The organism is bacterium, assembly GCA_030685015.1.
Classification (GTDB): Bacteria; CAIWAD01; CAIWAD01; order CAIWAD01; family CAIWAD01; genus CAIWAD01.
In genome coordinates this window covers 1-25,660 of sequence record JAUXWS010000047.1, presented here as the reverse complement: position 1 = coordinate 25,660, position 25,660 = coordinate 1, and the positions used below count along the sequence as shown (strand labels likewise).

Here is a 25,660-nt window from a genome sequence, read left to right as displayed (position 1 = left end):
CAGATTCACAGCTTTTGCCAGGATGACACGAGGTGGATCCCAAGGTGATCAGAGACCCAGCAGGCGGCCGATCTGGAAGACGCCGAAGGTGAGGATCCAGGCCAGGGCGGTGAGACCCAGCAGTTGAAACCAGGCCCAGCGCAGGCTGCCCGCCTCCCGCGCCGTGACGGCGAAGGTGCTCATGCAGGGGGTGGAGACCAGGGCGAACAACATGATGCAGAAGCCCACCAGCGGCGTGTAGCGCTTCTGCAGCTCCCGGCGCAGGCTTTCGCTGCCGGGCTCGGTCTCACCCAGGGCATAGACCACGCCCAGCTGGGCCACAAAGAGCTCCTTGGCGGCAAAGGCTCCCAGCATGCTGCTGGAGATGCGCCAGTCGAAGCCCAGGGGCGCCATGACCGGAGTCAGGGCCTGCCCGACCCGCCCCAATAGCGAAGCCTCCAGCGCGCGTTCCGCCTCCCGGTTCTTCCATTGCCGCACCGCCTCCTCATCGCCGGCCAGCTGCGCCTGCGCCATGGCCTGGTCAAGGACGGAGTCGGGACGCGGGGCGGGCCAGGAGGCCATCGCCCAGAGCAGGATGGAGACGCCGAGGATGAGGGTGCCGGCCTTGCGCAGGTAAAGCCAGGCCCGCAGCCGCACCTGGCTCCAGAGTCCCAGCAGGGTGGGCCACTTGTAGGGGGGCAGTTCCATCACGAAGGGACTCTGCTCCCCCTTCAGCACCGAGATGCGCAGCAGCTTGGCCATGCCCACGGCCAGCAGGACACCGATGGCATAAATGAGGAAAAGCATGCGGCCATGGGTCGAGGCCGGGAAGAAGGCGGGGATGATGAGCAGGTAGATGGGCAGCCGGGCGCCGCAGCTCATGAGGGGCAGCACCAGCATGGTGAGCAGCCGGTCGCGCTGGTTCTCCAACACGCGGGTGCCCATGATGCCGGGAATGCTGCAGCCGAAGCCGGTCAAGAGCGGGATGAAGCTCTTGCCGTGGAGGCCGATGCGCTCCATCAGCCGGTCCATCAGGAAGGCCGCCCGCGCCATGTAGCCGGTGTCCTCCATCAGGGTCAGGCCGAAGAAGAGCAGGATGATGTTGGGCAGGAAGACGAGCACGCCGCCCACGCCGCCGATCACGCCGTCCAGGACGAGACTCTTGAGCAGGACCGCCTGCGGCCAGGGCCAGTGGGCATCGATCAAACCGGAGAGCAGGGCGAAGCCGTCCTCGATCCAGCCCATGGGCGTTTCGCCCAGGGTGAAGGTCAGCTCGAAGATGAGGTACATGAGGCCCAGGAAGATGGGCAGTCCCAGCCAGCGATGCAGCAGCAGCTGGTCTGTCAGGTCGCTGCGGTGGCGGCGACCCGGTTCCGGACCCACCGGCCGGCAGCTCTCGATCAGCTCCTGGATGGCGGCGTGGCGGCGCGTGGCCAGAGCCAGCTCCACGCTTTGTCCCAGCTTCGCCTCGATGCCGGCCTGCAGGCGGGCCAGCAAGGCCGTCAGCGCCGCCGCATCCGCCCCCCGACGCACCGCCAGATCGTGGGCGTGGCTCTCTCCCTCCAGCAGGCGCAGGGCCAGCCACCGGACCGGAACCGGGCCATCACCGGCCTTGCCCAGACAGCCGACCACCTCGGCCAGGGCCGTCTCGATGACGGCTCCATAACGGATGGGGCCGGGCGGGAGGGGGGCCTCCAGCGTCCGCGCGATGGCGGCCTTCAAGCGGCCCAGTCCCAGTGCCTGGTGACCGGCGACGGCCACCACGGGCACGCCCAGACGACGCCCCAACTCCTCCAGGTCCAGGCGATGGCCACGCCGCCAAGCCACGTCCAGCATGTTGGCGGCCAGCACCAGGGGCAGGCCCAGTTCGAGCAACTGGGTGGCCAGATAGAGATTGCGCTGCAGGTTGGAGGCGTCCAGCACGTCCACCACCAGATCGGGACGCTCCTCCACCAGCACATCCCGCGCCACGATCTCCTCGATGGAGTAGGCGCTGAGGGAGTAGGTGCCAGGGAGATCCACCACGGTCCAGGTCCAGCGGCCGAAGCGCGTCCGGCCCTCTTTGCGCTCCACCGTCACGCCGGGGAAGTTGGCCACATGCTGGGTTGAGCCGGTCAAGCCGTTGAAGACAGACGTCTTGCCGGAGTTGGGGTTGCCCGCCAGGGCCACCACCGCTGTGCGCGGCTCCCCGGCGGGCGGCGCCAGGTCGGGATCCTGGGCCGCGGGTTCGCGCAGGTAATGGCAGGGTTCGGTCGCCGTGCGGGTCAAGGCATCCAACCAGGCCGGCAGTTTCACTGCGGCATTCCACAAGTCGACCTTGCGCCGCCGGGGCAAGCCGCACAGCCCGAGCAGGCCCTCCCGCGCCGCTGGTCCGCGCCTGGTCCTGCCGCGTTGGAAAGGATGGGTCCCTCATGCTCGGAGCCCAAACCCTGTCGCACCAGCCAGACGGCCCCCGCCAGGGCCAGGGCGATCACGACCTGCTCAAACATGGATTGCCAGCGGTCGCACATGGACGCGCAGGGCCTCGGCCTTGCGCAGGGAGAGATGATAGTCCATCACCTGAAGCTCCAGGGGATCCCCCAGCGGAGCCACGCGCAACATGCGCACATGCTGCCCCGGCACGACACCCATGTCGGCCAGGCGGCGGGAAATGGCGCCGCCGCCGTCCACCTGCATGATGAGGGCTTCTTCGCCGGGCTTGAGACTCGCCAGTGTCATGGATGTCTGCTCAACTTTGGTGCGCCAAACATAGTGTCTATCGACCTGATATTCTATGGACTTTAGCGAAAAGTGGCAAGAATTTAACGCGCAGCTTTGCTTGAGGCCAGCCCCTCCGCAACCATTGCAACCATTGACTTTCTTGCTTGACACCACCCGATGGCATTTGTACAAGAACGGGCAGAGCTGCCCGACTTCGCAGACCCGTTGCCAGTCTTGTTTGCATCCACATCAGCTGGTACGAGAGTGAGAGCAACACCTCCCGGGGGCCAGCTCCAAGCCGTGGACAGCTCCGGCCAGCCCTTCCACTTCACCGCCGACACTGGTGGTGTGGGCAGCTTGGGCGGATTCCGCATGGGCAACAACGCCGACACGGCCTGGTGGCTGTGGTTGACATGGGTTCCGCCAAGATCCCGGGTAAAGGCGGCCGGTAGGGCGCTTGACCGAAGGGATAGGCCGGTGCGACCTGGAAGAAGCGGATCCAGTCCAGGCAGGGGTGTCAGCGAAGGGAGGCCCGGCGCTTCTCAACCTGGGCTCGCCAAAGCAAGGCCTCCCGCTGTTCCGGCCAAGCCGCCAGGGAGCGCTCGCAGGCGGCCAGAGCCGTGACGGTGTCACCCATCAGGGCCTGGGTGCGGGCGCCAAGATACTCGGCCCGGGCCAGATCGCGACTGCGCGCGGCAGTCCAGGTGAAGACCCAGGCGGCGTAGGGTTCCAGGTCGGCCATGGTCGGGCCTTGGCTGCGCATGCGCGCCAACCGGGAGCTGTCCGGATCCAGGGTCTTCGGCACACGGCTCAGCAACATGCCGGACAGCAGTCCGGGAAAGCTCAGGGTCGCCTCCTTCGCCTGCTCCAATGCGGCCAGGGCCTCCTCCAGCCGCCCGCTTTCCAAGAAGAGATAGGCGGATCGGTTCCAGGACTGGGCGGGATAGGGTGATTGCTCGGCGCTGCGACGGTACCAGGCGGCGGCTGTGGCCAAGTCGCCCGCGCGCTCGGCGATCTCGCCCAGATAGTGGGTCGTGACCTCCTCTTCGCCAGGATTCAGGCGCAACTGGTCTTCAAAGACGCGCCGGGCCTCCTCCAGCCGCCCCTGCTTGAGATACACGATTCCCAGGTTGCCGCGCGCGCCATGCAGATCCGGCTGCTTGCCCAGGGACTGCAGGTAGGCTGTGGCCGCCCGGCCCAGTTGACCGGATCGCAAGAGGACATCGCCCTGATCCTTGACGGTTTCCGCCTCCGACAGGCGGCCGGGTTCCACCCAGCGCATGAACCAGGCTGGTTCCACCCATGAGAGCAGGGCGAGGCCGCCCAGCAACAGCCAGCAGGCGCCAATGGCCGCCCCCATGGAGCGATCCCCCGCCTGCACCCTTTCCACCGGGCCGGGGGAGGTGGCGTCATCCGGACGCTTGGCCATGGGACCTTCTCCTCAGCAGCCCGTGTGCACGACGAAGGTGACGCGGCGTCCCTCGTCGCGCAGGCGGTTGTACACGGCCACGGCCTGGGTCGTGGGCAGGACGATCACCTGGACGGCCCGGTCCTCTTCCAGATCAGGCAGGAACTGAACGGGAAAGGGCTCGGGAAAGCCTTGTCCTCCCCGGCCCTTCATGCCGCTGCCGATGAGCAGGATGTGGCTGGTCTGCCGGACCAGGGTCTGCTGGTCCCGCTTGTTGAAGCTGTGCTTCTTGTCGATCGGCCGGAAGCTGCCGTCCTCATGGATGAGCAGATCCGCCAAGGGCACGGGCACGCCGCTGTAGACGACCCGATGGCGCCCCACGTGGTGGACGCGGCCCCGGGGCTGGCGGGCCACCATCCACGCCTGCAGGGCTGCCAGCGTCAGCATGAGGCCCAGCGCGGCCCAGCGCCACCCGGGCTTTCCCAACAGGTGGACGAGCAGGAAGAGGGCGATGAAAGCCCCCGCGCTGATGGCCAGCACGTAGCCCACATAGGCCGCATCCGTGAACAGCGAACCGACGGAGAGGAAGATGAAGGCGAAGAGCAGGGCGTAGACCAACTGGGGGAAGGCCGCGCACCTGTAATCCCGCAAGCGGGGCCGGGCGAGTCGGAAACCTTCCCTTCTGAGGGCCGGCCACGCCTCATGCAGGGTCACGGCCGAGAGGCCGATGGCGGCCCCCCACCCATCCTTGCCGATGTCGCCCACATCGAAGATGCGCGTGGAGATGATCACTTGCACACCCTCGTCCATGGCCGACAGGGCAAGTGCGGTGGCCAGGCCCGGCACAATGATCCGTTCCGCCGACAGGCCCCGGCGCTGGGCCGCCCGCCAGAACAGAAGGGCGAAGATGCCGTAGGCGATGGTGTGCCAGTTGTGCTGCAGGTCGGTGGCGGTGTGTCCGAAATAGTAGTCGGAGACCTGCTGGCCGGCCGCCCACAGCAACCCCACCAGGAGCAGCACGGGCAGGGTGCGACGATTCAGACGCCGGCGCGCCAGCCACAGTCCGACCGCCGCCAGCAGCGCTGCCAACAGCGGCACAAGCAGCAGAGGCTGTCCGAACAGGTCCACCCTGAAGCGCGAGAACTCCCCGATGGCCCCTTGCAGATAGTTCCGCAACAGCAGGAAGGGCGTGAGGACTAGCAGCAGCGCATAGAGCGCCGCATGCACTTCCGGCCGCGTCCAAGACGGCGCAAGCTTCATCATCCGTTGTACTGCATTGTTGTTGGTGCTGTTGTGACGGGCGCAAGGAAGTAAAGTTGTGGCATTTTCAACAGGTGGGCGGAACCGTCTTTCGGGCAAGGGGAGCAGGGCGGACGGGTGGCCAGTAGTCGATGGATGGTGGTCGAGTCAGGCCGGCACGGCTCTCAGCGTCCGGGCAGGTAATCCACCATGCTGGCGTTGATGGCGCCAATGAAGATCTTGGACTTCATGCGAACGGGAATGCGACGCTCATCGGCGGTCAGCCAGATGAAAACCTCGCCCTTGGCCTTGAAAAGGCCCTCGCCCAGCAGGATGGGCTGGATCATGTAGCAGTCGAACTCGCCATGCTTCAGCTTGATCGTCTCCCGCGCCAGCACGCGGATGGCCAGGCGGTAGGCCTTCAGATCGTCCACGGCCTCCACCTCGATGACCTTGCCCACGCTCAAGGGTTGGGTGCGCACCCAGTAGAAAGCGGAAAGGACATCCTGCACGGGGCCGCGGATGCGCAGAGTGTCGGTGGCCTGTCCATCTTTGCGTTTCACCACGAGGCCGTTCTCGGGCTGGATGGAGTAATCGCGCTCTTTCCTGTAGGTGCCCTCATGCAAGTTCTTGTGCAAGCCGCGACTGAAGAGGCCCTTGACATCCATCCAGGTGACAACCCTGTCCCGCACCGGATAGAGCTTGCTCAGCACATCGTTGGATTGCGCCTGGCTCTGGATCTTCCAGCAGAGGTGGCCGTTCAGGCGCACGGTGTCCAGCACGGAGAGCGAACTGCTGCCGGCGTTGATCAGGCCCCAACCGACACTGAAGGTGATCTTCTCCCCCACCGAGAAGGGAGTCTTGGCGGGAGTGGCCGCCGGCAGGGGTGTGGCGACCAGAAGCACAAGCATGGCCAGCAGGATGCTGGAGATCCGCCGCGTCATGGGAAGTACTCCAGAAGACGGTCCAGCCGGGCGGCATCCATCGCCCCCGGGCGCAGGAGGCGGGGCGGGCGGCAACGGAGGTCCACCACCGTGCTTTCCCGCCCCAGAGGGGATTCGCCCGGCCAGATGAAGGCCAGGTGTCCAGCCAGGGTGGCGTCCAGCTCGCGCACCCACCGAATGGCGGACTGCCCGGAGATGTTGGCCGAGCTAAGCGCCAGCGGCCAGGGCAAGCCATCGAGCAGGGCCGAACAAGGGGACGGACCGGGCAAGCGCAGGCCGACGGACTCGGACCAGGCTGGCTCGAAAGCGCCCAGCGCCTCCGAACCTGGCACGACGAAAGTGAGCGGACCCGGCAGGACCCTTTCCAACCAGTCACGCAGGGGAAGGATGGCGGGCAGCCAGCCGACGGCCTGGTCCAGGTCGCGGAAAGCGACGGACAGGGACTTGCCGGGGGGGCGGCCCTTGATCTGCTTGAGGGTGGCCAGGGCCTGGGGAAGGTCTGCCCGGCAGGCCAATCCGGGTACCGTGTCCACCGGGAGGCAGGCCAGTCCGCCTTCGGCCAATTGGGCAAGGGCGGCAGGCACAAGGCGGATGGCGGGTGGCATCACGGGCAAGAGACCCTGCTCAAGCCTTGGGCTGCTTGTCTTCTCCCGGCTCGTCAAGCTCTTTCTTGACGCTGTCGATCTCGCCGCGCAGGCCACGCTTGAATTCCGTGATGGCGCCGCCCAGGCTGCGCGCCACGTCGGGGATCTTCTTGGCGCCGAAGAGCAGGAGAATGGCGAGAAAGATGACGATCCCCTCGCCCCAGCCGATGCCCATCATGTTGGCCTCCTAAACTTTGCGGCTTGCTTCCAGGATTTGCCGCATCTCGGCCTCGCTGCCGGCGGCGAGCAGACACTGCCGGAATTCCGGCGCCTTCAACAGGCTGGACAGTTTTGCCACCAGCTTCAGATACTGCGTGATGCAGTGATCTGGAACACCGAAGAGGAAGAAGAGGCGGGCCGGGCCGTCGGCCGCACCGAAGTCGATGGGGTGGCGGCTGCGCCCGACCACCAGCACAATCTCCTCGACGGCCGTGCTCCGGGCGTGGGGCAGGGCGCACCCGTTCTCCAGGCCGGTGGGCGTCTCCTGCTCCCGCCTGATCAGTTGCCGGGTGAAAGCCTCCAGATCCACCACGTCCGGACAATCCGCCAGTGTGCCGGCCAGGTTCCGGATGAGGGTCGTCCGGTCCTCACCCTCAGCGTCAAGCACGACGGCATATGGTGATGGAAATGTATAGGACATGGCAACGTTCCGACCTGCTGTGATCACGGTTTCAACTGGTTCCCAGCCATTCCGTGGATGAAGCGTGGAAGGTAGGATATCCTTGCCGCCAGCCCAAAGACCGGAGCCATGCCTTTGCCGGAAATGCAAGGCAGCGTGACCCTTGCGCGCGGTGCTCAACAAGTCCTTCGGTCTCCCGAGCTCATGCTGTATGATCCTGTGACTCCACCTGCACCTGTGTCGCAATCCACGCAGGCCGCTTTGGATCACGGTGTGCATCCATGCGAAGAAATAGTGCCCCAGGTGTTCCAGGCGAAAAGTGGATCAGCCTGTTGACAATGCCTGCAACCCACCATAGATTTGTGCTCTTCGCGCCGGGGTGGCGGAATTGGTAGACGCGCACGTTTCAGGTGCGTGTGTCCGTTTGGACATGCGGGTTCAAGTCCCGCCCCCGGTATGGATTGAAGCAACAGGAAGAGGCCATGGCGCATCACAAGTCGTGCATCAAGCGGATCCGCACCAGCGGCGAGGCCAATGAGCGCAATCGGCAGTACCGCTCCCGGATGCGCACGGAGATCAAGAAGCTCCGGGGCATCGCCCAGCGGGAAGAGGCGGAGCAGCATTTGCGTCAGGTGACCAGCCTCTTGGACCGGTTGGTGACGAAGGGCGTGATCAAAGCGAATGCGGCCTCGAACCGCAAGAGCGCCCTGACCCGCTTCGTCAACACCCTCTGATCCTGCTTCAGCCAGTGCAGAAAGGGCCATCCCGCGGATGGCCCTTTTTTCGTGGGTGCCCTCCTGGCGGCGAGGGTGCCGGCGGCTTTGCCGGCGCCCCTCAGCGCCGGTGAAAAACCGGTCCGGCCGGGGTGTCCTTCACCAGCCAGCCCTTGGATTCAATCTCCTGGCGCAAGCGGTCGGCCTCGGCGAAGTTGCGATCCCGCTTGGCGGCGGTGCGGCGCTCGACCAGCGTGCGGATCCGGCACTCCTCCTCCTCGTCGCACTCCTCGCACAGCACGTCGAGCACGGTGTCCACCTGCTGCAACCAGTCCTTCATGGAGGCCAGTTCGGCGGCGTCGGGCAGGCCACGGTCAAGCAAGCCATTCACCTCACGCACCCAGATGAACAAATGACCCAGGGCGCCGGCCAGATTGAGGTCGTCCTCCAGGGCGGTCTTGAATTCGGCGCGACAGGCCTCCGTGCCCGCCCCACAGCGTCCCCCGGAGCCAGGACCCGCCGCGGCGGTGTCCAGGCGTCGATGCAGGTCGCGCAGGCGCCGGATGGCCTGGGCGCTGGCCTCGATGCCCTCGAAGGAGAAGTTGAGTTGGGCCCGGTAATGCACCGAGAGAAGGGTGTAGCGGATGGCAACAGGATCCAGGCCTTTGTCCAGCAGGTCGCGCAGGGTATAGAAGTTGCCCAGGCTCTTGGACATCTTCTTGCCTTCCACCAGCAGGAACTCGCTGTGCAGCCAGGTGCCGACGAAGGGTCCGCCCGTGGCGCAGCAACTCTGGGCGATCTCGTTCTCGTGGTGCGGGAAGCGATTGTCCACGCCCCCCGTATGGATGTCGAAATGCTCCCCCAGGTACTTCATGCTCATGGCCGAGCATTCGACGTGCCAGCCCGGCCGTCCTCGTCCCAGGGGCGTGTCCCAATAGACCGGCCCGTCCTCGGGTGACCAGGCCTTCCACAAGGCGAAGTCCCTCACGTCCTCCTTCTCGTACTCGTCGCTGTCCACGCGACCGCCCACCCTCATCTGTTCCGGATTGAGGTTGGCCAGGCGGCCATAGCCCGGAAAGGACGACAGCCGGAAGTAGATCGATCCATTGTCCTCGTAGGTGTGGCCCCGTTCCCGCAGCCGCTGGATGAGGTCCACCATCTCCGCGATATGGTCGGTGGCGGCCGGGTAGAACTCGGCCCGCTGGATGCGCAGGGTGTCCAGATCCTCGAAGAAAGCCTGCTTGTAGCGGGCGGTGAACTCGGCCAGGCTTTCGCCCGCCTCGCGGGAGCCGCGGATGGTCTTGTCATCCACGTCGGTGAAGTTCATCACCTGGGTCACCTGGTAGCCCAGGAAGGCCAGCGCGCGCCGCAGCAGGTCCTCGAAGACGAAGGTCCGGAAATTGCCGATGTGGGCATAGTTGTAGACGGTGGGTCCGCAGGTGTAGAGGCCGACCTGCCCCGGTTTGAGGGGCACGAAGTCCTCCCGACGTCGGGTCAGGCTGTTGTGGAAGCGCAGGGCCATGGTCGATCGTCCTTCCGTTGTCAGTGAAGCTCAGGACCCCAGGGCGGGGTAGTCCACGCCGAAGCGCCATCGATAGTAAGGCCGCGCGGCCAGCAGGAAAAGTGCCACTCCCAGACTGATCATCGGCCAGGAGGGCAGCAGGGCCATTGCCTGGGCCGCCACCGACCAGCGCAGGACCAGGAGGGCCTCCCGCGCCTCCTCCGGCCGCGCCAGGCCCCTGGTCATGAACAGGGCCGAGGCGATGGCGGGCAGGGCGATCTGCCAGTCCCGCCCCAGCAGGGCCAGGAGGGCGGCGGCCCCCATCAAGGCCAGCGCCGTGCGCCATGTGGCGCCGGCGCCATGCACGACCGCCCAGGTCCGCTTCCCCACCGTCCGGTCGCCGGCCAGGTCCGGCACGGTCGCCAGGAGGCTGAGGGCGAGGCCGGCCAGCACCAGGGGCAGCACCAGCGGCAAGGCCAGGAGGAGGCCGGCCGATCCGGCCAAGGCCGCGCCTTGCAGAATGAGCAGCGCATAGGCGGGTCCGGCCAACAGGGGTGCCAGATAAGGCCGGTCCTTGGCGCGCAGGGGCGGCAGGTTGTAGCCCAAGCCGGCAATGGCCCCGAAGGCCAGACCGGCGAGCAGATGGCCGCGGCCCAGCTTCCAGGCTGCCAGAAGCCCTCCCGCCGCCAGCAGCGCCGCCACCAGCCGCGCCTCCCGCCCGCTGGCCAGCCCACGGGTCAGGGTCTCGCACTTGCGGTTCAGCCGATCGCCCGCCAAGTCGTGCACCTGGTTGTAGGCGAAGGCGGCGCCCGCCAGCCCCGCGCACTGGATCAACAGCAGCCAGAGACGCGGGTCGTCCTCCGCCAAGCCGCGCGCGCCGGCCAGGGGGAAAATCCAGACGACGGCGACCAGCACCGGCCTGGCCAGGAAGAAAAGGTCGAGCAGGTGGCCCAGGGATCCCCCCATGCGTGGACGACGGAGCAGAAGGTAGAAAAAAGCCCCGCGCGGCGACGCCGCGCGGGGCTTGGGCAATGATCAGCCTCGCGTTACTTGACGAGGGTGAGTCGGGTCACAAGCCTTCGGCCCTCCGCCTCCAGCACGGCCAGGTAGACGCCGCTGCCATGCCCGGTGGCATGCCAGACCGCCTCCTGGCTTCCGGCCAGGCTCCAGCCGTCCACCAGGACGGCCACCTGGGCGCCGCGCAGATCCACGATGGTCAAGCGGGCGTGACCAGCCTTCTCCAGCACGAAGGGCAGGTGGGTGCTGGGATTGAAGGGATTGGGGAAGGCGGGACCAAGGGCGAAGCGGGCCGGGACCAGCTCCGCCAGATCCGTGAAGTCCAGCTCCCACCGGCAGGACTCGCCGCCCGGATTGAGGGAAACCGTGCCGTCGCTGAGTTCGGCGTGGAGGTTGATGGCCCCGTCGATCAGGTCGGCGGGGGGCGCGGGCAGACTCCAGGCCCGCAGCGTGTCGGCCCCGACCGAGAACGGATGGGAGGAGACGGCCAGATCGTCGATGTACCAGGTCAGGGTCAGCCTGTCCTGGTCCACATCGGCCACGTCCAGCAGGATGCCGCCATTGAGCAGCAGGGTGCGGAAGGCGGCGGGATTGTCCACCAGTCCGCAGTTCCAGCTCCCGTAGGGCATGGCATAGGGGGCGTCGTTGACCGGCTGCACGTTGACCTGGAAGCTGGCCTGGGCCACGGCGCGATCCTCGCCGTCGTCCACCGAGATCGTCACGGTCGCCATGCCGTGCCAGTCGGCGGCGGGCTCCAGCCGCAGTTGACCGCTCTCCTCCAGCCAGGCCACGGCCACTTCGGCACGATCGCAGCTGAACTCCACACTGTAGAGGTCGTTGTCCAGGTCGCTGATCACCACGTCCACCAGATGGACCGTGTCCTCATTGAAGCGCTGGACCGCCAGCGGGGCGATGACCGGGGCGTCATTGACGGCGGACACCTGCACCGTGATCTGGCGCTCCACGCAGGCCTCGTCGTCCGCGTAGCCGTCACAGGCGCGGATCGTGATCTGCGTCTGGCCGTGCCAGTCCGGCGCCGGCACCAGACGCAGGATCGCGTCGGCGGCCAGCCATTGCGCGGCCACCTCGTTGCTGTCGGCTTCAACGGTCACCTCGAGGGCGGGACCATCCACATCGAGGATGGGGTAGTCCAGCTCCAGCCAGACATCCTCGTTCAGCTCCACGAGCATCAGGTCGGGCAGAACGGGGGCATCGTTGACCGGAGTCACCGTGACGGTGAAGGTGACCGAGCTGCGGTTCACGCCGCTGAGGTCCGCCGCCGTCAACTTGACGCGCGTGGCCCCGTACCAGTCCTGGGCAGGCGTGAGCAGAAGCTGGCTGCTCTCCGGGTGCCAGGTCACGGTCAGTTCGCTGCGCTCCGGGTCCACCGTCACCAGGATCTCATCCTGGTCGCTGTCATACACCACGAGGTCGAGCCAGGCGGGGGTATCCTCGATCATGACCAGATCGGCCGGCTGCTCGATCACGGGCGCGTCATCGACGTCAAGCACGGTCACGGTCAGGACCGCCTCCACGCACGCCTCGATGGGCTGATGACCGTCGCAGGCCCGCACCGACACCTGGGCCGTTCCGAACCAATCGGGCGCCGGCACGAGGCTCAATTCGGCCGTCCCGGACAACCACTGGACCTCCAGATTCTCGGTGTCGCTCCACACCAGGACTGTCAAGGCGGGGCCATCCACATCGTAGATGACATAGGGCACGAGGACCGGCTCGTCTTCCACCATGTCCACCTGCGTCAGCTCGGGCAGGACCGGCGGGTCGTTGACCGGCGCCACCACGACCGGGAAGCTCTCCGTGGCCGTTCCGCCGTCCAGGTCATCCACCAGCACGGTCACCGTCGCCGTGCCGTGCCAGTCCGGCGCCGGCAGGAAGCTCAGCTCGGCCGTCCCGGACAACCACTGGACCTCCAGGTTGTCGTCGTCGCTCCAGACCGAGAGGTTCAGCGCGGGGCCGTCCACGTCCACGACGACATAGGGCACAAGGGCAGGCTCGTCCTCGAGCAGGTCGACCTGCGCCAGTCCGGGCAGGACGGGCGGGTCGTTGACCGGCGTCACAAGGGCCAGGAAGCTCACGGTGACCAATCCGCCGTCCTGGTCATCCACCAGCACGGTGACCGTCGCCGTGCCATGCCAATCCGGCGCGGGCTGCAAGCGGATGTGGCCGCCGGCCGGCTGCCAGGACGCCTGCAGGTTGTCGTCGTCACTGGCGACCTGGACCAGCAGCTCGGCCGAATCGATGTCGCTGACATCCAGCTCCACCAGGAGCGTGGCATCCTCCGGGAACTCCACATCCGCCAGCGGGCCGACAACCGGCAGGTCGTTGACGGAATGCACGGTCACCGCCACCTCGCCCGTGACGCAGGCCTCAGGCTCGTGGCCGTCGCAGGCGAGCACCGTCACCACAGCCACGCCGTGCCAGTCCGGGGCCGGCTCCAGGAGCAGTTCCTGCGTGTCCGGCAACCAGGCGGCCGTCAGCATGGGATCGCTGCTCTCCACCAGGACGGCGAGCGTCGGGCCATCCACGTCGTGGATCGGGAAGGGGCTGAGGAGCAGTCCATCCTCCTCCAGCTCCAGCGCATGGATCTCCGCCAGCACGGGCGGATCGTTGACGGCGGCCAGCTCAACGGACAGCAGGGCCGTGACCTGGCAGCTTCCGTCGGTGATGCACAACTCCAGTTGGGCCGCGCCATGGAAGTCGGGTGGAGGAGTCAGGGTGAGAGCGCCGGTGGCCTCGTCCCAGTCCGCCAGGAATCCGGCCTCGCCTCCGCTGATGCCGCAGAAGCTGATCAGCGGGCTGTCCACGTCGCTCCAGCCCGCCAGGAGATCCGGCACCACCAGGGGGGTGTCCTCCGTGCCGACCTGCAGGTCCCACGGGTCGTCCGCCACAGGGCAGTCGTTGACCGGCAGCACGGACACGCTGAGGCCGGAGTTGATCACACAGTCCTCGTCCGTGGCCTGGAAGGTGAGCATGCCGTTCCCATGGAAGTTCGCGGGCGTGCAGAGCCGCCACCCGTTCGCCACCACCTCGACCGTGCCGATGGTGAAATTGGGGTTCATGAAGATGAGGGTGTCACCCTCCCAGGCCCAGTCCGGGTCGTTGAAGACGCTGCGCAGCTGGGCGAAGGTGATGTTCAGGCACACATCCTCGGGCGTCGTCAGGGGAGGCTGCGGCGTGGAGTTGAGCTGCACGGGGCAGTCGTTGACGGGAGTCACGGTGACCATGAACTGCTCCGTGTCCACGGTGCGGGCCCCGTCGGAGTCGTCCACGCCGAAGGTCACGTAGGTGGCCCCGTTCCAGTTGGGTACGGGGTTGCAGTGGATCTGCATGTTCTCCTGGTCGAAGGAGACCCGCAAGTGGTTGTCCTCGACTTCGATCCAGAAGATGAGCTCGGGCGAGTCGGCGTCCGTCACCACCACGTCCACCGACAGGAAGCTATCCTCTTCCATCTCCCAGTCGGGGATGGGGTGGATGTATGGTGGATCCGCCATCGCGAGCTTGGCCAGCAGGGCGACACCCAGCATGGCAAGGGCCTGCGTCTTCATGTTCCTCTCCTCCTCATTCCGGAGCAGCTTCTCGCCTTGGCAGGTTCCACCGGCAGGATCGCACCTTCCCGCAGGTCCATGGGTGGGAGGGCGCACACAGGCCGATTGAAGGGGCGCACATGCGATCGGTGCGCACCGCTGTCCTGGACCAGGCTCCCCCCTCTTTTCGGCAAAGCCGCAGGGTGAATTCACCCAACCCGCGCTTGATGGGCCTGGAATTCTCTTTTATGTATGCAAACCTGCCGCACGGATGGTAGTAGTGGGCTTGAGGTGGAGGGACCTTGGTCAGGAGCAGGCGGGGGTGTCCAGGGAGGGGGTCACGATGCGCTCCACCCGGCCGTCGTGCAAATGGATGATGCGGCGGGCGCGGGTCGCCACCTCGGCCTCATGAGTCACCACGACCAGGGTCTGGCCCTCGCCGTGCAGGTGGTCGAAGAGGTCGAGGATCTCCCCGGCCGTGCGGCTGTCCAGGTTGCCGGTGGGCTCGTCGGCCAGCAGGAGGCTGGGCCCGGTCACCAGGGCGCGGGCAATGGCCACGCGCTGGCGCTGCCCCCCCGACAGCTGGCCCGGCCTGTGGCGGGCACGCTCGGAGAGGCCGACCCGGCGCAGGGCCTCCTCCGCCCGACGGCGCCGCTCGGGGGCGGCGACACCCTGGTAGACGAGGGGAAGCTCCACGTTCTCGACGGCATCCAGGCGGGGCAGCAGGTTGAAGGTCTGGAAGATGAAGCCGATCTCGCGCCCGCGCAGGCGGCTGAGCACGGCGTCGTCGCGCTCGTCGTGGATGGGATGGCCGGCCAGCCAGTAGGAGCCCGCCGTCGGCCGGTCGAGGCAGCCCAGCAGGTTCATCAAGGTGCTCTTGCCGCTGCCGGATGGACCCATGATGGCGGCGAAGTCGCCCTGCGGCAGCTCGAGATCCACGCCATCCAGGGCACGCACCGTCTCGCCCCCCACCTCATAATGGCGGGCCAGGGCGCAGAGTCGGATGAGGACGGTGCGCTCCATGGCCTGTCCGTGCCCCCGGGGTGAATGGGTCAGTAGCGGTAATGCTCCGGCTTGTAGGGCCCGTCCACTGGCACGCCCAGATAGTCGGCCTGCTGCGGCGACAAGGTGGTCAGGGTGACACCCAGGTGGGCCAAGTGAAGGCGTGCCACCTCCTCGTCCAGTTTCTTGGGCAGCATGTAGACGCCCAGGGCGTGATCCTCCCGGGCCAGGGCGATTTGGGCCAGCGTCTGGTTGGTGAAGGAATTGGACATGACGAAGCTGGGATGGCCCGTGGCGCAGCCCAGGTTGACCAGGCGGCCCTCGGCCAGGAGGTAGACGCCGTGGCCGTCGGGGAATTCGTAGCGGTCCACCTGGGGCTTGATGTTGACCTTGCGCACGCCGGGCAGCGCCTCAAGCCGGGAGACGTCGATCTCATTGTCGAAGTGCCCGATGTTGCAGACAATGGCCTGGTCCTTCATGGCCGCCATGTGGGCGGCGGTGATCACGCCCAGGTTGCCCGTGGCGGTCACGTAGATGTCCACCTCGTGGAGGGCCTGCTCCACCGTCACCACCTGGTAGCCCTCCATCGCCGCCTGGAGGGCGCAGATGGGGTCGATCTCGCTGATGAGGACGCGGGCGCCGAAACCGCGCATGCTCTGGGCGCAGCCCTTGCCCACGTCGCCGTATCCGCAGACGAGCACGGTCTTGCCCGCCACCATGACGTCGGTGGCGCGCTTGATGCCGTCGGCCAGGCTTTCCCGGCAGCCGAAGAGGTTGTCGAACTTGGATTTGGTGACGCTGTCGTTGACGTTGTAGGCGGGAAACAGCAGGCGCCCTTCTCCCATCAATTGATAAAGGCGGTGGACGCCGGTCGTTGTCTCCTCGCTGACACCGCGGATGGCGAGAGCCAGACGGGTCCACAGCGCCGGATCCTCGCCGTGGGCCGACATCAGCTCGGCGGCGAGGGCGCGCTCGTCCTCGCTCCCGGCCGGCCAGGCGGGGGCCGCGCCCGTCTCGCGCAGGGCCTTCTCCAGCTCCACGCCGCGATGCACCATCAGGGTGGCGTCGCCGCCGTCATCGACGATCTGGGTGGGGCCCAGTCCGTCTGGAAAGCAGAGGGCACGGCGCGTGCACCACCAGTACTCGGCCAGGGACTCGCCCTTCCAGGCGAAGACCGGAATGCCCGCCGCGGCGATGGCCGCCGCCGCGTGGTCCTGGGTGCTGAAGATGTTGCAGCTGGCCCAGCGCAGCTCCGCGCCCAGGGCCCTGAGCGTCTCGATGAGAACGGCTGTCTGCACGGTCATGTGAAGGCTGCCGGTGATGCGCTGCCCACGCAGGGGCTTGTCCTTGCCGTAGCGCTCGCGCACGGCCATCAGGCCCGGCATCTCCTTCTCGGCGATTTCGATCTCGCGGCGCCCGAAGGCGGCCAGGTTCATGTCCGCGACTTTGTGATCCGTCATGGTCGGCTCGTTCCTTGTTCAATAACCCTTCGTTGCCCTTGTCCCGCCCCGTCCGCCCCGTCCGCCGCGGCGGACCGGCCTTCCCCGGCCGGCGGCCACCCAGGTGTCTGTCGGGCTTGGCCACCCGCGGTCTTCATCGCCCCTGCCCGCCCGAGTTCTTCAAAGAATTCTTGCACATGCCACCAGTGTGCGCTGCGAGATCTCCGAAAATCGGTCTCGACATGGGCGCGAATCCCCTTGAAGGTCCAAGTCCGGCTGACTCCTAGCGCGACAGCTTCTTCAGCAGCCCCTCGTCCACCTGCTCCCAGGGGAACTCCTCCCGCCCGAAATGCCCGTAGGCCGAGGTGGCGGCATAGATGGGGCTGAGCAGGCCCAGGCGCTCGATCATGGCCGCCGGGCGCAGATCCACATGGCGGCGCACCAGCTTGACCAGCTGCTCATCCTTGACCTGGCTGGTACCAAAGGAGTTGACATTGATGGAGACGGGTTCGGCCACGCCGATGGCATAGGCGACCTGGATCTCGCAGCGCCGGGCAAGGCCGGCCCGGACCAGGTGCTTGGCCACCCAACGGCAGGCGTAGGCCGCGCTGCGGTCCACCTTGCTGGGGTCCTTGCCCGAGAAGGCGCCGCCGCCGTGGCGGCCCATGCCGCCGTAGGTGTCGAAAAAGATCTTGCGACCGGTGAGGCCCGCGTCGCCGTGCGGCCCGCCGATGACGAACTTGCCCGTGGGGTTGACGTGGATCGTCATGCCCTTGGCGCGCCAGTCCGGCGGAACGACCGGGTTGATGACGTGGTCGATGACCCCTTCCCGCACCTGGGCCAGCACCTCCTCATCGAAGGCGGACTGGCTCCGGCCGCGGGGCTTGGCCCTGCCCAGCCCGTCCAGATGCTGGGTGCTGACCACCACCGTCTCCACGCTGCGGGGCTGGCCGTCCACATAGCGCACACTCACCTGGGTCTTGCCGTCGGGCAGCACCCAGGGCAGGATCCCCTCCTTGCGCACGGTGCTGAGGCGGTGGGCCAGGCGGTGGGCCAGATCGATGGGCAGGGGCATCAGGCTGGCCGTCTCGTCCGTGGCATAGCCGAACATCAGGCCCTGGTCGCCCGCCCCCTGGTCCAGGCCGTTGTCCACGCCCTGTCGGATGTCGGCGCTCTGGGTGGTGATGCACAACTCCACATCGGCCCGGTCGGCATCCATGCCCCAAGCCTGGTTCGTGTAGCCGATGTCCCGCGCCGCCTGGCGGGCGATCTCCTCGTAGTCGGGAATCAGGCCTTTGCGGATGATCTGCTTGTCCAGGCTGATCTCCCCGCCGATGATCAGCCGGGTCCGGTCGTGAAAGCCCTTGACGAAGGTCTCGCAGGCGACGCGGGCCTGGGCGTCGCGGGCCAGGCAGGCGTCGAGGATGCTGTCGCTGATCCGGTCGCACATCTTGTCCGGATGCCCTTCGGTCACGCTCTCGCTTGTGAACAGATTCTGACTCATGTCAATCCTCCAGGTGGCCAGTGGACCTAGCCGTCCACTTCCGTGTTGTCCGACAAGTGCAGGGCGCGGGGCGGCTGGCGCACCATGGCGTCGCGGCCAAGCACCGCATCCTTGAGCACGACGCCCTCGAGGCGGACCCCCTCGCAGAGCAGGGAGTCCTCGATCACGGCGTCGCGGATGCTGGCGCCGTCCCCCACGCTGACATTGGGGCCGATGATGGAGCGGGAGAGCTTCACACCTTCGCCCAGGTGGACTGGGGGAATAAGCAGGCTGTCCCCTGACCGCACCGCCTCCCGCCGCTTGTCCAGCTGGTCCAGGAAATGCCGGTTGGTGGCGAGCAGGGTCTCCTTTTTGCCGCAATCGAACCAGCCCTCGATGCCCCAGGGTTCGAAGACGTGGCCCTGGTCGATCATCTGCTGCAGGGCGTCGGTGATCTGGTACTCGCCGCGGGTCTTGATCCCGTCCCGGATCATGAAGGACAGGGTGCGGCGCAGGGCATCGCCATCCTTGATGTTGTACAACCCGATGAGGGCCAGGTTGCTGCGCGGCTCGGCCGGCTTCTCCACCAGCCGCACGATACGGCCGTCGGCCAGTTCGGCCACGCCGAAGCGCCGGGGATCGGACACCTCCTTGACGCCCAGGACGGAGTGGGGCGCCGCCCGGATGGCCGCCACATCGGCCTCGAAGAGCGTGTCGCCCAGCACGATGAAGACCTCGCCGTCCCCCTCGTCCAGTCCCAGGTGGATGGCGTGGCCCAGGCCCAGCATCTCGCCCTGGGGCACGAAGCGCAGGCGCAGGCCGCTGTATTGGCGGCGCACATGCTCTTCGATCTCCGCCCCCAACCAGCCCACGATGAAGACGGCCTCCTCCAGGCCGGCCCGCACGAGGGGATCCAGGATCCAGTCGATCATGGGCCGACCGGCGATGGGGATGAGCGCTTTGGGATAGGTATGGGCCAGGGGTCTCAGCCGGGTGCCTTTGCCGGCCACGGGCAGGATGGCTTTCACCTCGTGTCCTTCCGCATTCTACATTGTGCGGCGTCGTCGTGGGACGGGCCGCCGGCCGGCTGGAAAGAGGCCGGACCTCATGTCCGGCCTTCCGGCGCCGCGAGATGAACAATGTCTGGAATCCGGGGCGCTCTTGAAACGGCCGCGCCGGCAGATTGGGCCTCACACCCAGGAGCCTGCATGACACCCAACCGCCCCCGTCCAGCCGCGCCTGAGCCGGCCAGCCGCCCGGAGCCCCTCGTCCGTGTGGACAAATGGCTGCAGGTGGCGCGCATCTTCAAGACGCGCAGCCAGGCCGGCGAGGCCATCGACGCGGGCCACGTCAAACTGGATGGAAGCCGGGTCAAGGCGGGGCACATCGTCAAACGCGGCGAGACGCTGGAGGTGATCAAGGCGTCGCGTCGCCTCTGGCTGACGGTGCTGGGCGTGGCCGAGCGCCCCTTGCCGCCGCCCGAGGCGCGGGCCCTGTACGAGCTGCGCGAAGAGGTCGAACGCCTGGAGGGTTTCAGCGATGAGCAGCGCGAGACCCTGCGGGTGATGCGGGCCATGGACCGCGCCGCCCAGGCCTCGCGCAAGGGCCTCGGTCGGCCCACCAAGAAGGATCGACGCGACCTGGGGCGTCATTGAATGGCAGCAGGCGCTTCATGGTCACCCCCCTCATCCTGGTTTGGCGAGATGGAAATCCCGGCCCGGGGCCGGGATGATCCTTGGCTGGCGTGACGCGCGGCCCTTGCCGCGAACACCATGACGGACCCGGGAGCGCTGGCGCTGGTCCCGGCCCTGATCAAACCAAACGCTTGTTGGACAGCGAGATCCCATGCACCTTCAACTTCTGGTAGAAAGTGGGTCGCGAAATCTGCAACACGGCGCAGGCCTTGTTGACGCTGTCGCAATGCTTGAGCACGCTGATCAGATAGCGCTTCTCGGCGGCGAGGACATAATCCTTCAGGCTGGCCTTGTCCATCAGTTCGGCCGAGGCGAAGGGCACGAGACGGCCTTCGTCCTCCAACTGCGACGGGGCAGCGGCAGCCTCCGCCTCCAGCGCGAAGCTCGGCTCCGCTTCCACTACCGGGGCCGCCACCCCCTGCCTCACCTGCACGGGCATGCCGGCCTGGAAGAAGCGCGTGATGTCCGCCGCTGCGATCATCCGCCCCTTGCTGGTCAGATAGGCGGCGCGGATGATGTTCTTCAACTCCCGCACGTTGCCGGGGAAGGCATAGGCTTCCAGGGCCTGCAGGGCGTCCTCGCTGAGTACCTTGTAGTACTTGTCGTACTCTTCGTTCAAGCCGAAGAGAAAATGATTGACCAACACGGAGATATCCTCCCGGCGATCGCGCAGGGGAGGAATGTCGAGGCGCACGGTGTTGAGCCGGAAGAAGAGGTCCTCGCGGAAGTTGCCCTTGTTCATCTCTGGCACCAGCTGCCGGTTGGTGGCGGCGATGACGCGCACATCCACCCGGATCAGCTCGGAGGAGCCGACCCGGTAGAACTCGCCGTTCTCGAGGACGCGGAGCAGTTTTGATTGCAGGCTGGGCGGCATCTCGCCGATCTCGTCGAGGAAGAGCGTGCCGCCGTTGGCCTCCTCGAAAATGCCCTTGCGGTCCGCCGTGGCGCCCGTGAAGCTGCCCTTGATGTGGCCGAACAGCTCCGACTCCATCAGGTTTTCCGGGATGGCGGCGCAATTGCGCTTGATGAAGGGCTTGTCCTGGCGCGGCGAGGTGATGTGGACGGCGTGGGCGACCAGCTCCTTGCCGGTGCCCGTCTCGCCGTAGATCAGGACGGGATCGTTGCAGGGGCCGAAGGTCTTGATGGAATCCGCCAGCTGGATGATGGAATCGCTGTAACCCACCAGTTCGAACTCACGGGCCGTCTCCCGCTCCAGCTCGGCGATCAGTTTCTCTTCCTCGTAGAAATCGTTGATGTGGGCGTTGATCTGCTCCAGGGTGTCCAGGTAGTTGCCCGTGTCCAGGCCGGCTTCGCGGCCGGTCAGGATCGCCTCCTCGGCATAGCTCTTGGCTTCGCTCAGACGCCCCTTCTTGAAGTAGGCCCAGGCATAGTCGTTGAGGCACTTGGAGGCCTCCACCTTGAAACCGGCCTTCTTGGCGATGCGGATGGCCTTCTTCAGGGACTTGAGGGCGTTGTCGTAGCGTTCCCGGCGCAGCCAGTAGTTGCCCGCCTGCCAGTGGCAGCGGGCCTGGTCGTAAGGATCGCCGCTCTGCTCGGCCAGTTCGACGGCCCTCTCCAGGTGGTCCTGGGCCTGGCCTTGCTCGCCGCGCCGCTGGGACAGCAGGGCGCGGTAGTAATGGATGTAGGTATCGAGGTGGGAATCGGCGGCGCGCTCGGCAAAACCTTGCGCCCGGTCAAGCAGCAGGTCCGCCTCCTCCAGGTTCTGCAGGCGCAGGTGGGTCAGGGCCAGATTGATGAGCACCATGGTGCGGTCGTAGGGTTCGAGCCGCCCCTCATACAAGGAGCGGAACTTCTCGTAGATGCTCAGACCCTTCTCATGGTTGCCCATCGCCACTTCCAGGGTGGCCAGGGTGAAGACGCAGGCCATGCGCAGGGGGCGCTCCTCGGCCTTGCCCGCCCACTTGTTGGCCATGATGAGGGAGCGCTTGGCCCGCGGGTACTGTCCCAGCACGTAGCAGCACTTGGCGGAGTAGAAACGCGCGTACTCCCGCACCTTGCGGTCGGGGGACTTCTGGATTTCCGCTTCGAAGTGTTCCAGCGCCTTGACGAATTGGCGCTCGTCAAAGAGCCGCATGCCGGCGGAGTGTTCGAAGAACTCGCTATAGCTGCGCAGGCATTTCATGGCCGGTCCGCCCTTCCTCGCTTAGCGGTCAGGTTTCCAGACGGCGCGGCGCGGCATTTGATAGCGGGCCGGATTGGAGTAGACGAGGCCCGCATCCTCCTCTGATGGTCCATCGTCATCGATGATGATGTCCGGATCGTCGATCCGCCAGGGATCATTGGGCAGCCCCGGGAGCGGCGCCACAATGACGGGCTTGCCGAAGTCCCCCGGTTGCAGGTAGTAGTCGCGGTTCTCGTAGGGGTAGCTGCCTGCCTGGGCCGTCCCAAATGCGGCCAGCAGGATCGAGGCGGTCAAAAAGACTCTCATGGCACCCTCCAACATGACGCGACAACATAGAGGCTTGACCCCATTTCCGCCAGTCATTTCTCCTGTTTCGTAAAAAAGTTCTTACAGAGTGCCAGTCTGAATGGCGGGACTTGTCAGTTTTCGTAAACAATTGGAGCCGAAGAACCTTCCAGGCGACCCTTCGGCTCCCCGACCAGCCTGCTCATGCCAGCTGGTCAAGTCTGGCTTTCCTGTCCGCTTCCCTCTGAAAGGCCCCCTTGACCGGCTTTGATGTCAAATTGTCCAGACATCAACACGTGGTGCGGCCTTGCTGGATCGACCTGTGCCTTTCCAGTTCCGTGGCGCGCCGAGATCAGAAGGTCTGGGTGAATTCGAGGGCCATGCCCATGGTGCTGGAACTCGCCGCGCCGTCCGCATCCAGGAAGTCATCCTGGTCGGAACGATCCATCCGCGCTTCCAGCAGCATGCCGCGGCCGGATCCCAGCGCCGCCGTCACCGCCGCGGTCAACGACATGCGCGTCTGGGGCTCTCCCGCCACACGACCAAACAGGACCGCGTCGCTGTCATGGATGCTGTCCACCCGCCAGGTGAGACCCCACATCTCTGTCATGTCAAAATGGCCGCCCAGCATCCAGCCGGACCAGTCCATGGCCGACCCGCCCACCGGCTTGACGCTGCCCAGGTTGACTTCGGCGAACAGGAGCAGGCCGTCCAGGGGACGCCACTGGTAGTCCGCGTCAAGGATGCGCAGATCCTCGCCACCGACGCTCTTGACCGCTTCCTCCCGCCCGGTCAGCATGGACAGGCCAAGACTGCCGGCGCGGCCCAGGTCCAGGCCCAGCCTCGCCCCCACGCTGCGGCTCTCGTTCGTCTCGTCGTTCACGTCCCAGCCGTTCACCACGTAGAGCTTGAGATCCGCCGGCCCCGCCAGCGGACCCTCCGTCATGGCGCCGGTCAGGTTGGTGGGCAAGGCGTGGTCGAACAAGAGGGAGTGGCTGTACTGGTACATGTCGGGGGCGTCCAGCAGCTCAACCCCCAACGGGGCGTTGAACTTGCCGACGGTCAGCGTCCAGTCGGACACCAGGGGCAGCGGCAGGCGAAGCCAGCCCTGCTCCACCGCCAGGGAGCCGTCCCCGTCGCTCTCCAGATCGGCCCGTAGCACAAGGCCATCCGTTGTGGCATGCTCCAGGTCCACTTCCACCTGATCCAAGCGGAAGCCGTCCCCGCCGCGGTCCAGGTTGCCGGAGTAGCTGGCATCCACGAAGCCGGTGATGCGGGGGCCGACGGGTGCGGCCTCGCCCGGGCCATCCTGGGCACGGATCGTCCCGGCCAGTGTCAGGAGCAGGACGGTGGGCAAGACATGGACAGCTTTCATTGAAGACCTCCTGGCTGGGGTGCGCCGGTGGGGCCCAAGGCACCACCGGCGTGGCTTGCGTCAAAATGTGTTGGGCTCGTAGGCGGTCTCCCCGTGCAGGGAGGCGTCCATGCCGGCCATCTCCTCGGCCTCCGTGGTCCTTACCGGCGTGATCTTGTTGATCAGCCACAGCATGCCATAGGTGAAGGCGAAGGCGTAGAGCGAGGAGAAGAGCAGGGCCGCCACCTGCTTGCCGAAGAAGGCGGTGCCGCCCAGCAGGAGGCCGTCCTGGCCGGCGGGGTTGACCAGCCGGCTGCCCAGCAGGCCCAGCATGAGGATGCCCAGCGCCCCGCCCACGCCGTGCACGCCCCAGACGTCCAGCGCGTCGTCCCAGCCCAGCCGGTTCTTCAGCGCCACGGCCATGTAGCAGACCACGCCCGCCACGCAGCCGATGAGGGCCGCCACCGTCGGCGTGACGAAGCCGGCCGCCGGCGTGATGGTGGCCAGTCCCGCCACGGCCCCGGTCAGCAGCCCGACGAACTTGGGCTTGCGCTCCAGGCTCCAGGCCAGGAGCAGCCAGACGAAGGCGGCGAAGGAGGCGGCGATGTCCGTGTTGAGGAAGGCCAGGGCCGTGATGGCGTCCACCTGCAGCTCGCTGCCCGCATTGAAGCCGTACCAGCCGAACCAGAGCAGGCCGGTGCCCAGCGCCACCAGGGGGATGCTGTGCGGTTCCCGGTCCGGGGCGCGGCGTCGGCCCACGAACAGCACCGAGGCCAACGCCGCCATGCCGGCGATGTTGTGCACGGCGATGCCGCCGGCGAAGTCCAGCACACCCCAGGTTTGCAGCAGTCCGCCGCCCCAGATCATGTGGACGAAGGGGAAGTAGACCAGGAAAAGCCAGAAGGTGAGGAAGACGAGGTAGGCGCCAAAGCGGATCCGGTTGGAGAAGGCGCCGGTGATCAGCGCCGGCGTGATGATGGCGAACATCATCTGATAGGCGATGAACACGAAGAGGGGGATGTTGGCCGGGCTGTAGGCGGACATGGGGTCGATGCCGCGCAGGAAGGCGTGGTCGAGGTTGCCGATGATGCCACCCTCGCCGCCGCTGAAGCAGAGGGAATAGCCCGCCACGTACCAGAGCATGGTGGTCCAGGCCATGGAGACAAAGCTCTGGATCATGATGGCCAGCACGTTCTTGCGGCCGACCAGGCCGCCATAGAAAAAGGCCAGGCCTGGCGTCATGAGCATGACCAGGCTGGTGGCCACCAGCATGAAGCCGGTGTTGCCGGTGTCGAACATGGGTCCTCCTGGAGTCACGTGGATCACCCCGGCGTCGGCGCGCCAGGCCGGGGACATGATGGGGCAGGAGGGGAGCGGCCGGGCTCAGGAAATGCCTGAAATGCCGCCAGGGAATGCCTGAAAGTGTGAATCCCTTGACAGGAGGCTTCAGTCGATGGGCGTCAGTCCCTCGCGGATGGCCAGCTTGGTCAACTCGGCCACGCTATGCAGGCCCAGTTTCTCCATCAGCATGGCGCGATGGCTTTCCACCGTCTTGGGACTGAGATTGAGCCGGGCGGCGATCTGACGCGTCCCCGCTCCCTCGGCCAGCAATTGAAGGACCTCCCGCTCGCGCGGGCTGAGCCGGTCCAGGATGGAGGGCGCCGGCGCCGTCTGGCGGCCGCGGACCAAGTCGCCGTAATCGTCCAGCAAGAGGTCGGCCAGCCCCTCCCCCACGGCGCGACGGCCGGCCAGGACCAGTTCCAGCACACGGACCAGCTCGGAGAGGGGCGTGTCCTTGGTGACATAACCGTGGGCGCCGGCGGCGAAGGCGGCCTGCACGTAGCGCCGATCCCCGTGCATGGAGAGGAAGACGATGCGGGCCGCGGGCCATTCGGCCAGCAACTGGCGGGCGGCGTCCAGGCCGTTGAGACCGGGCATGGTGATGTCCATG

Annotated in this window: 22 protein-coding genes and 1 tRNA gene; 3 read left to right on the top strand and 20 right to left on the bottom strand. The window is 66.6% G+C overall.

The window, feature by feature from the left end; all coding sequences use genetic code 11:
• Window positions 1-48 precede the first annotated feature (48 nt).
• The 8 genes from feoB to Q8O14_06500 form a co-directional block, all read right to left on the bottom strand.
• Window positions 49-2,274: a ferrous iron transport protein B gene (feoB, locus tag Q8O14_06535; GenBank protein ID MDP2360394.1), complete on the bottom strand. Its 2,226-nt coding sequence runs from the start codon at window positions 2,272-2,274 to the stop codon at window positions 49-51.
• 186 nt (window positions 2,275-2,460) lie between these two features.
• Window positions 2,461-2,697 carry a FeoA family protein gene (locus Q8O14_06530; protein MDP2360393.1) on the bottom strand — a complete coding sequence of 79 codons (237 nt, stop codon included), beginning with the start codon at window positions 2,695-2,697 and terminating at the stop codon, window positions 2,461-2,463.
• A 499-nt stretch (window positions 2,698-3,196) separates the two neighbouring features.
• Entirely contained in the window at window positions 3,197-4,108 is a 912-nt protein-coding gene (locus Q8O14_06525) for a tetratricopeptide repeat protein (protein MDP2360392.1), read from the bottom strand.
• Between the two features lie 12 nt (window positions 4,109-4,120).
• Window positions 4,121-5,350 (bottom strand): VanZ family protein, encoded by a 1,230-nt coding sequence (locus Q8O14_06520; GenBank protein MDP2360391.1) that lies wholly within the window; start codon window positions 5,348-5,350, stop codon window positions 4,121-4,123.
• Between the two features lie 161 nt (window positions 5,351-5,511).
• Window positions 5,512-6,270 (bottom strand): DUF3108 domain-containing protein, encoded by a 759-nt coding sequence (locus Q8O14_06515; GenBank protein ID MDP2360390.1) that lies wholly within the window; start codon window positions 6,268-6,270, stop codon window positions 5,512-5,514.
• Complete coding sequence (locus Q8O14_06510; protein ID MDP2360389.1) at window positions 6,267-6,875, bottom strand: L-threonylcarbamoyladenylate synthase; 609 nt, start codon at window positions 6,873-6,875, stop codon at window positions 6,267-6,269. Before Q8O14_06510 ends, Q8O14_06515 begins: the two co-directional genes overlap by 4 nt.
• A gap of 19 nt (window positions 6,876-6,894) precedes the next feature.
• Complete coding sequence (locus Q8O14_06505; protein ID MDP2360388.1) at window positions 6,895-7,092, bottom strand: twin-arginine translocase TatA/TatE family subunit; 198 nt, start codon at window positions 7,090-7,092, stop codon at window positions 6,895-6,897.
• Between the two features lie 9 nt (window positions 7,093-7,101).
• Window positions 7,102-7,554, bottom strand: coding sequence for a PTS sugar transporter subunit IIA (locus tag Q8O14_06500; protein MDP2360387.1), 453 nt, complete (start codon window positions 7,552-7,554; stop codon window positions 7,102-7,104).
• Window positions 7,555-7,906: 352 nt separating this feature from the next.
• Between Q8O14_06500 and Q8O14_06495 the strand changes: the two genes are divergently transcribed.
• Both Q8O14_06495 and rpsT read left to right on the top strand, forming a co-directional pair.
• Window positions 7,907-7,990, top strand: a tRNA-Leu gene (locus tag Q8O14_06495).
• A 25-nt stretch (window positions 7,991-8,015) separates the two neighbouring features.
• A complete protein-coding gene (rpsT, locus tag Q8O14_06490; protein ID MDP2360386.1) occupies window positions 8,016-8,267 on the top strand; it encodes a 30S ribosomal protein S20 in 252 nt (83 codons plus the stop codon).
• 100 nt (window positions 8,268-8,367) lie between these two features.
• Here the strand turns inward: rpsT and cysS are convergent, their stop codons facing one another.
• From cysS to Q8O14_06455, 7 genes are all read right to left on the bottom strand, one after another.
• Window positions 8,368-9,768 carry a cysteine--tRNA ligase gene (cysS, locus tag Q8O14_06485; protein ID MDP2360385.1) on the bottom strand — a complete coding sequence of 467 codons (1,401 nt, stop codon included), beginning with the start codon at window positions 9,766-9,768 and terminating at the stop codon, window positions 8,368-8,370.
• Between the two features lie 30 nt (window positions 9,769-9,798).
• Window positions 9,799-10,713: a UbiA family prenyltransferase gene (locus tag Q8O14_06480; GenBank protein MDP2360384.1), complete on the bottom strand. Its 915-nt coding sequence runs from the start codon at window positions 10,711-10,713 to the stop codon at window positions 9,799-9,801.
• Window positions 10,714-10,793: 80 nt separating this feature from the next.
• The gene (locus Q8O14_06475) at window positions 10,794-14,330 is read right to left on the bottom strand and encodes a tandem-95 repeat protein (GenBank protein MDP2360383.1); all 3,537 of its coding nucleotides are present in this window, start codon (window positions 14,328-14,330) and stop codon (window positions 10,794-10,796) included.
• Window positions 14,331-14,615: 285 nt separating this feature from the next.
• On the bottom strand, window positions 14,616-15,332 hold the full coding sequence (locus tag Q8O14_06470) for an ABC transporter ATP-binding protein (GenBank protein MDP2360382.1): 717 nt from the start codon (window positions 15,330-15,332) through the stop codon (window positions 14,616-14,618).
• Window positions 15,333-15,361: 29 nt separating this feature from the next.
• Window positions 15,362-16,771, bottom strand: coding sequence for an adenosylhomocysteinase (gene ahcY / locus Q8O14_06465; GenBank protein ID MDP2360381.1), 1,410 nt, complete (start codon window positions 16,769-16,771; stop codon window positions 15,362-15,364).
• Window positions 16,772-17,033: 262 nt separating this feature from the next.
• Window positions 17,034-18,254: a methionine adenosyltransferase gene (gene metK / locus Q8O14_06460; GenBank protein MDP2360380.1), complete on the bottom strand. Its 1,221-nt coding sequence runs from the start codon at window positions 18,252-18,254 to the stop codon at window positions 17,034-17,036.
• 26 nt (window positions 18,255-18,280) lie between these two features.
• A complete protein-coding gene (locus Q8O14_06455) occupies window positions 18,281-19,261 on the bottom strand; it encodes a sugar phosphate nucleotidyltransferase (protein ID MDP2360379.1) in 981 nt (326 codons plus the stop codon).
• Window positions 19,262-19,441: 180 nt separating this feature from the next.
• Between Q8O14_06455 and Q8O14_06450 the strand changes: the two genes are divergently transcribed.
• Window positions 19,442-19,888 carry an RNA-binding S4 domain-containing protein gene (locus Q8O14_06450; GenBank protein MDP2360378.1) on the top strand — a complete coding sequence of 149 codons (447 nt, stop codon included), beginning with the start codon at window positions 19,442-19,444 and terminating at the stop codon, window positions 19,886-19,888.
• A 157-nt stretch (window positions 19,889-20,045) separates the two neighbouring features.
• Here the strand turns inward: Q8O14_06450 and Q8O14_06445 are convergent, their stop codons facing one another.
• From Q8O14_06445 to Q8O14_06425, 5 genes are all read right to left on the bottom strand, one after another.
• Complete coding sequence (locus Q8O14_06445; protein MDP2360377.1) at window positions 20,046-22,070, bottom strand: sigma 54-interacting transcriptional regulator; 2,025 nt, start codon at window positions 22,068-22,070, stop codon at window positions 20,046-20,048.
• Window positions 22,071-22,091: 21 nt separating this feature from the next.
• Window positions 22,092-22,376 (bottom strand): hypothetical protein, encoded by a 285-nt coding sequence (locus Q8O14_06440; GenBank protein MDP2360376.1) that lies wholly within the window; start codon window positions 22,374-22,376, stop codon window positions 22,092-22,094.
• Window positions 22,377-22,707: 331 nt separating this feature from the next.
• Complete coding sequence (locus tag Q8O14_06435; protein ID MDP2360375.1) at window positions 22,708-23,730, bottom strand: outer membrane beta-barrel protein; 1,023 nt, start codon at window positions 23,728-23,730, stop codon at window positions 22,708-22,710.
• 60 nt (window positions 23,731-23,790) lie between these two features.
• Window positions 23,791-25,008 (bottom strand): ammonium transporter, encoded by a 1,218-nt coding sequence (locus Q8O14_06430; protein ID MDP2360374.1) that lies wholly within the window; start codon window positions 25,006-25,008, stop codon window positions 23,791-23,793.
• Window positions 25,009-25,155: 147 nt separating this feature from the next.
• The coding region (locus tag Q8O14_06425) for a response regulator transcription factor (protein ID MDP2360373.1) at window positions 25,156-25,660 on the bottom strand (505 nt) is incomplete at its 5' end.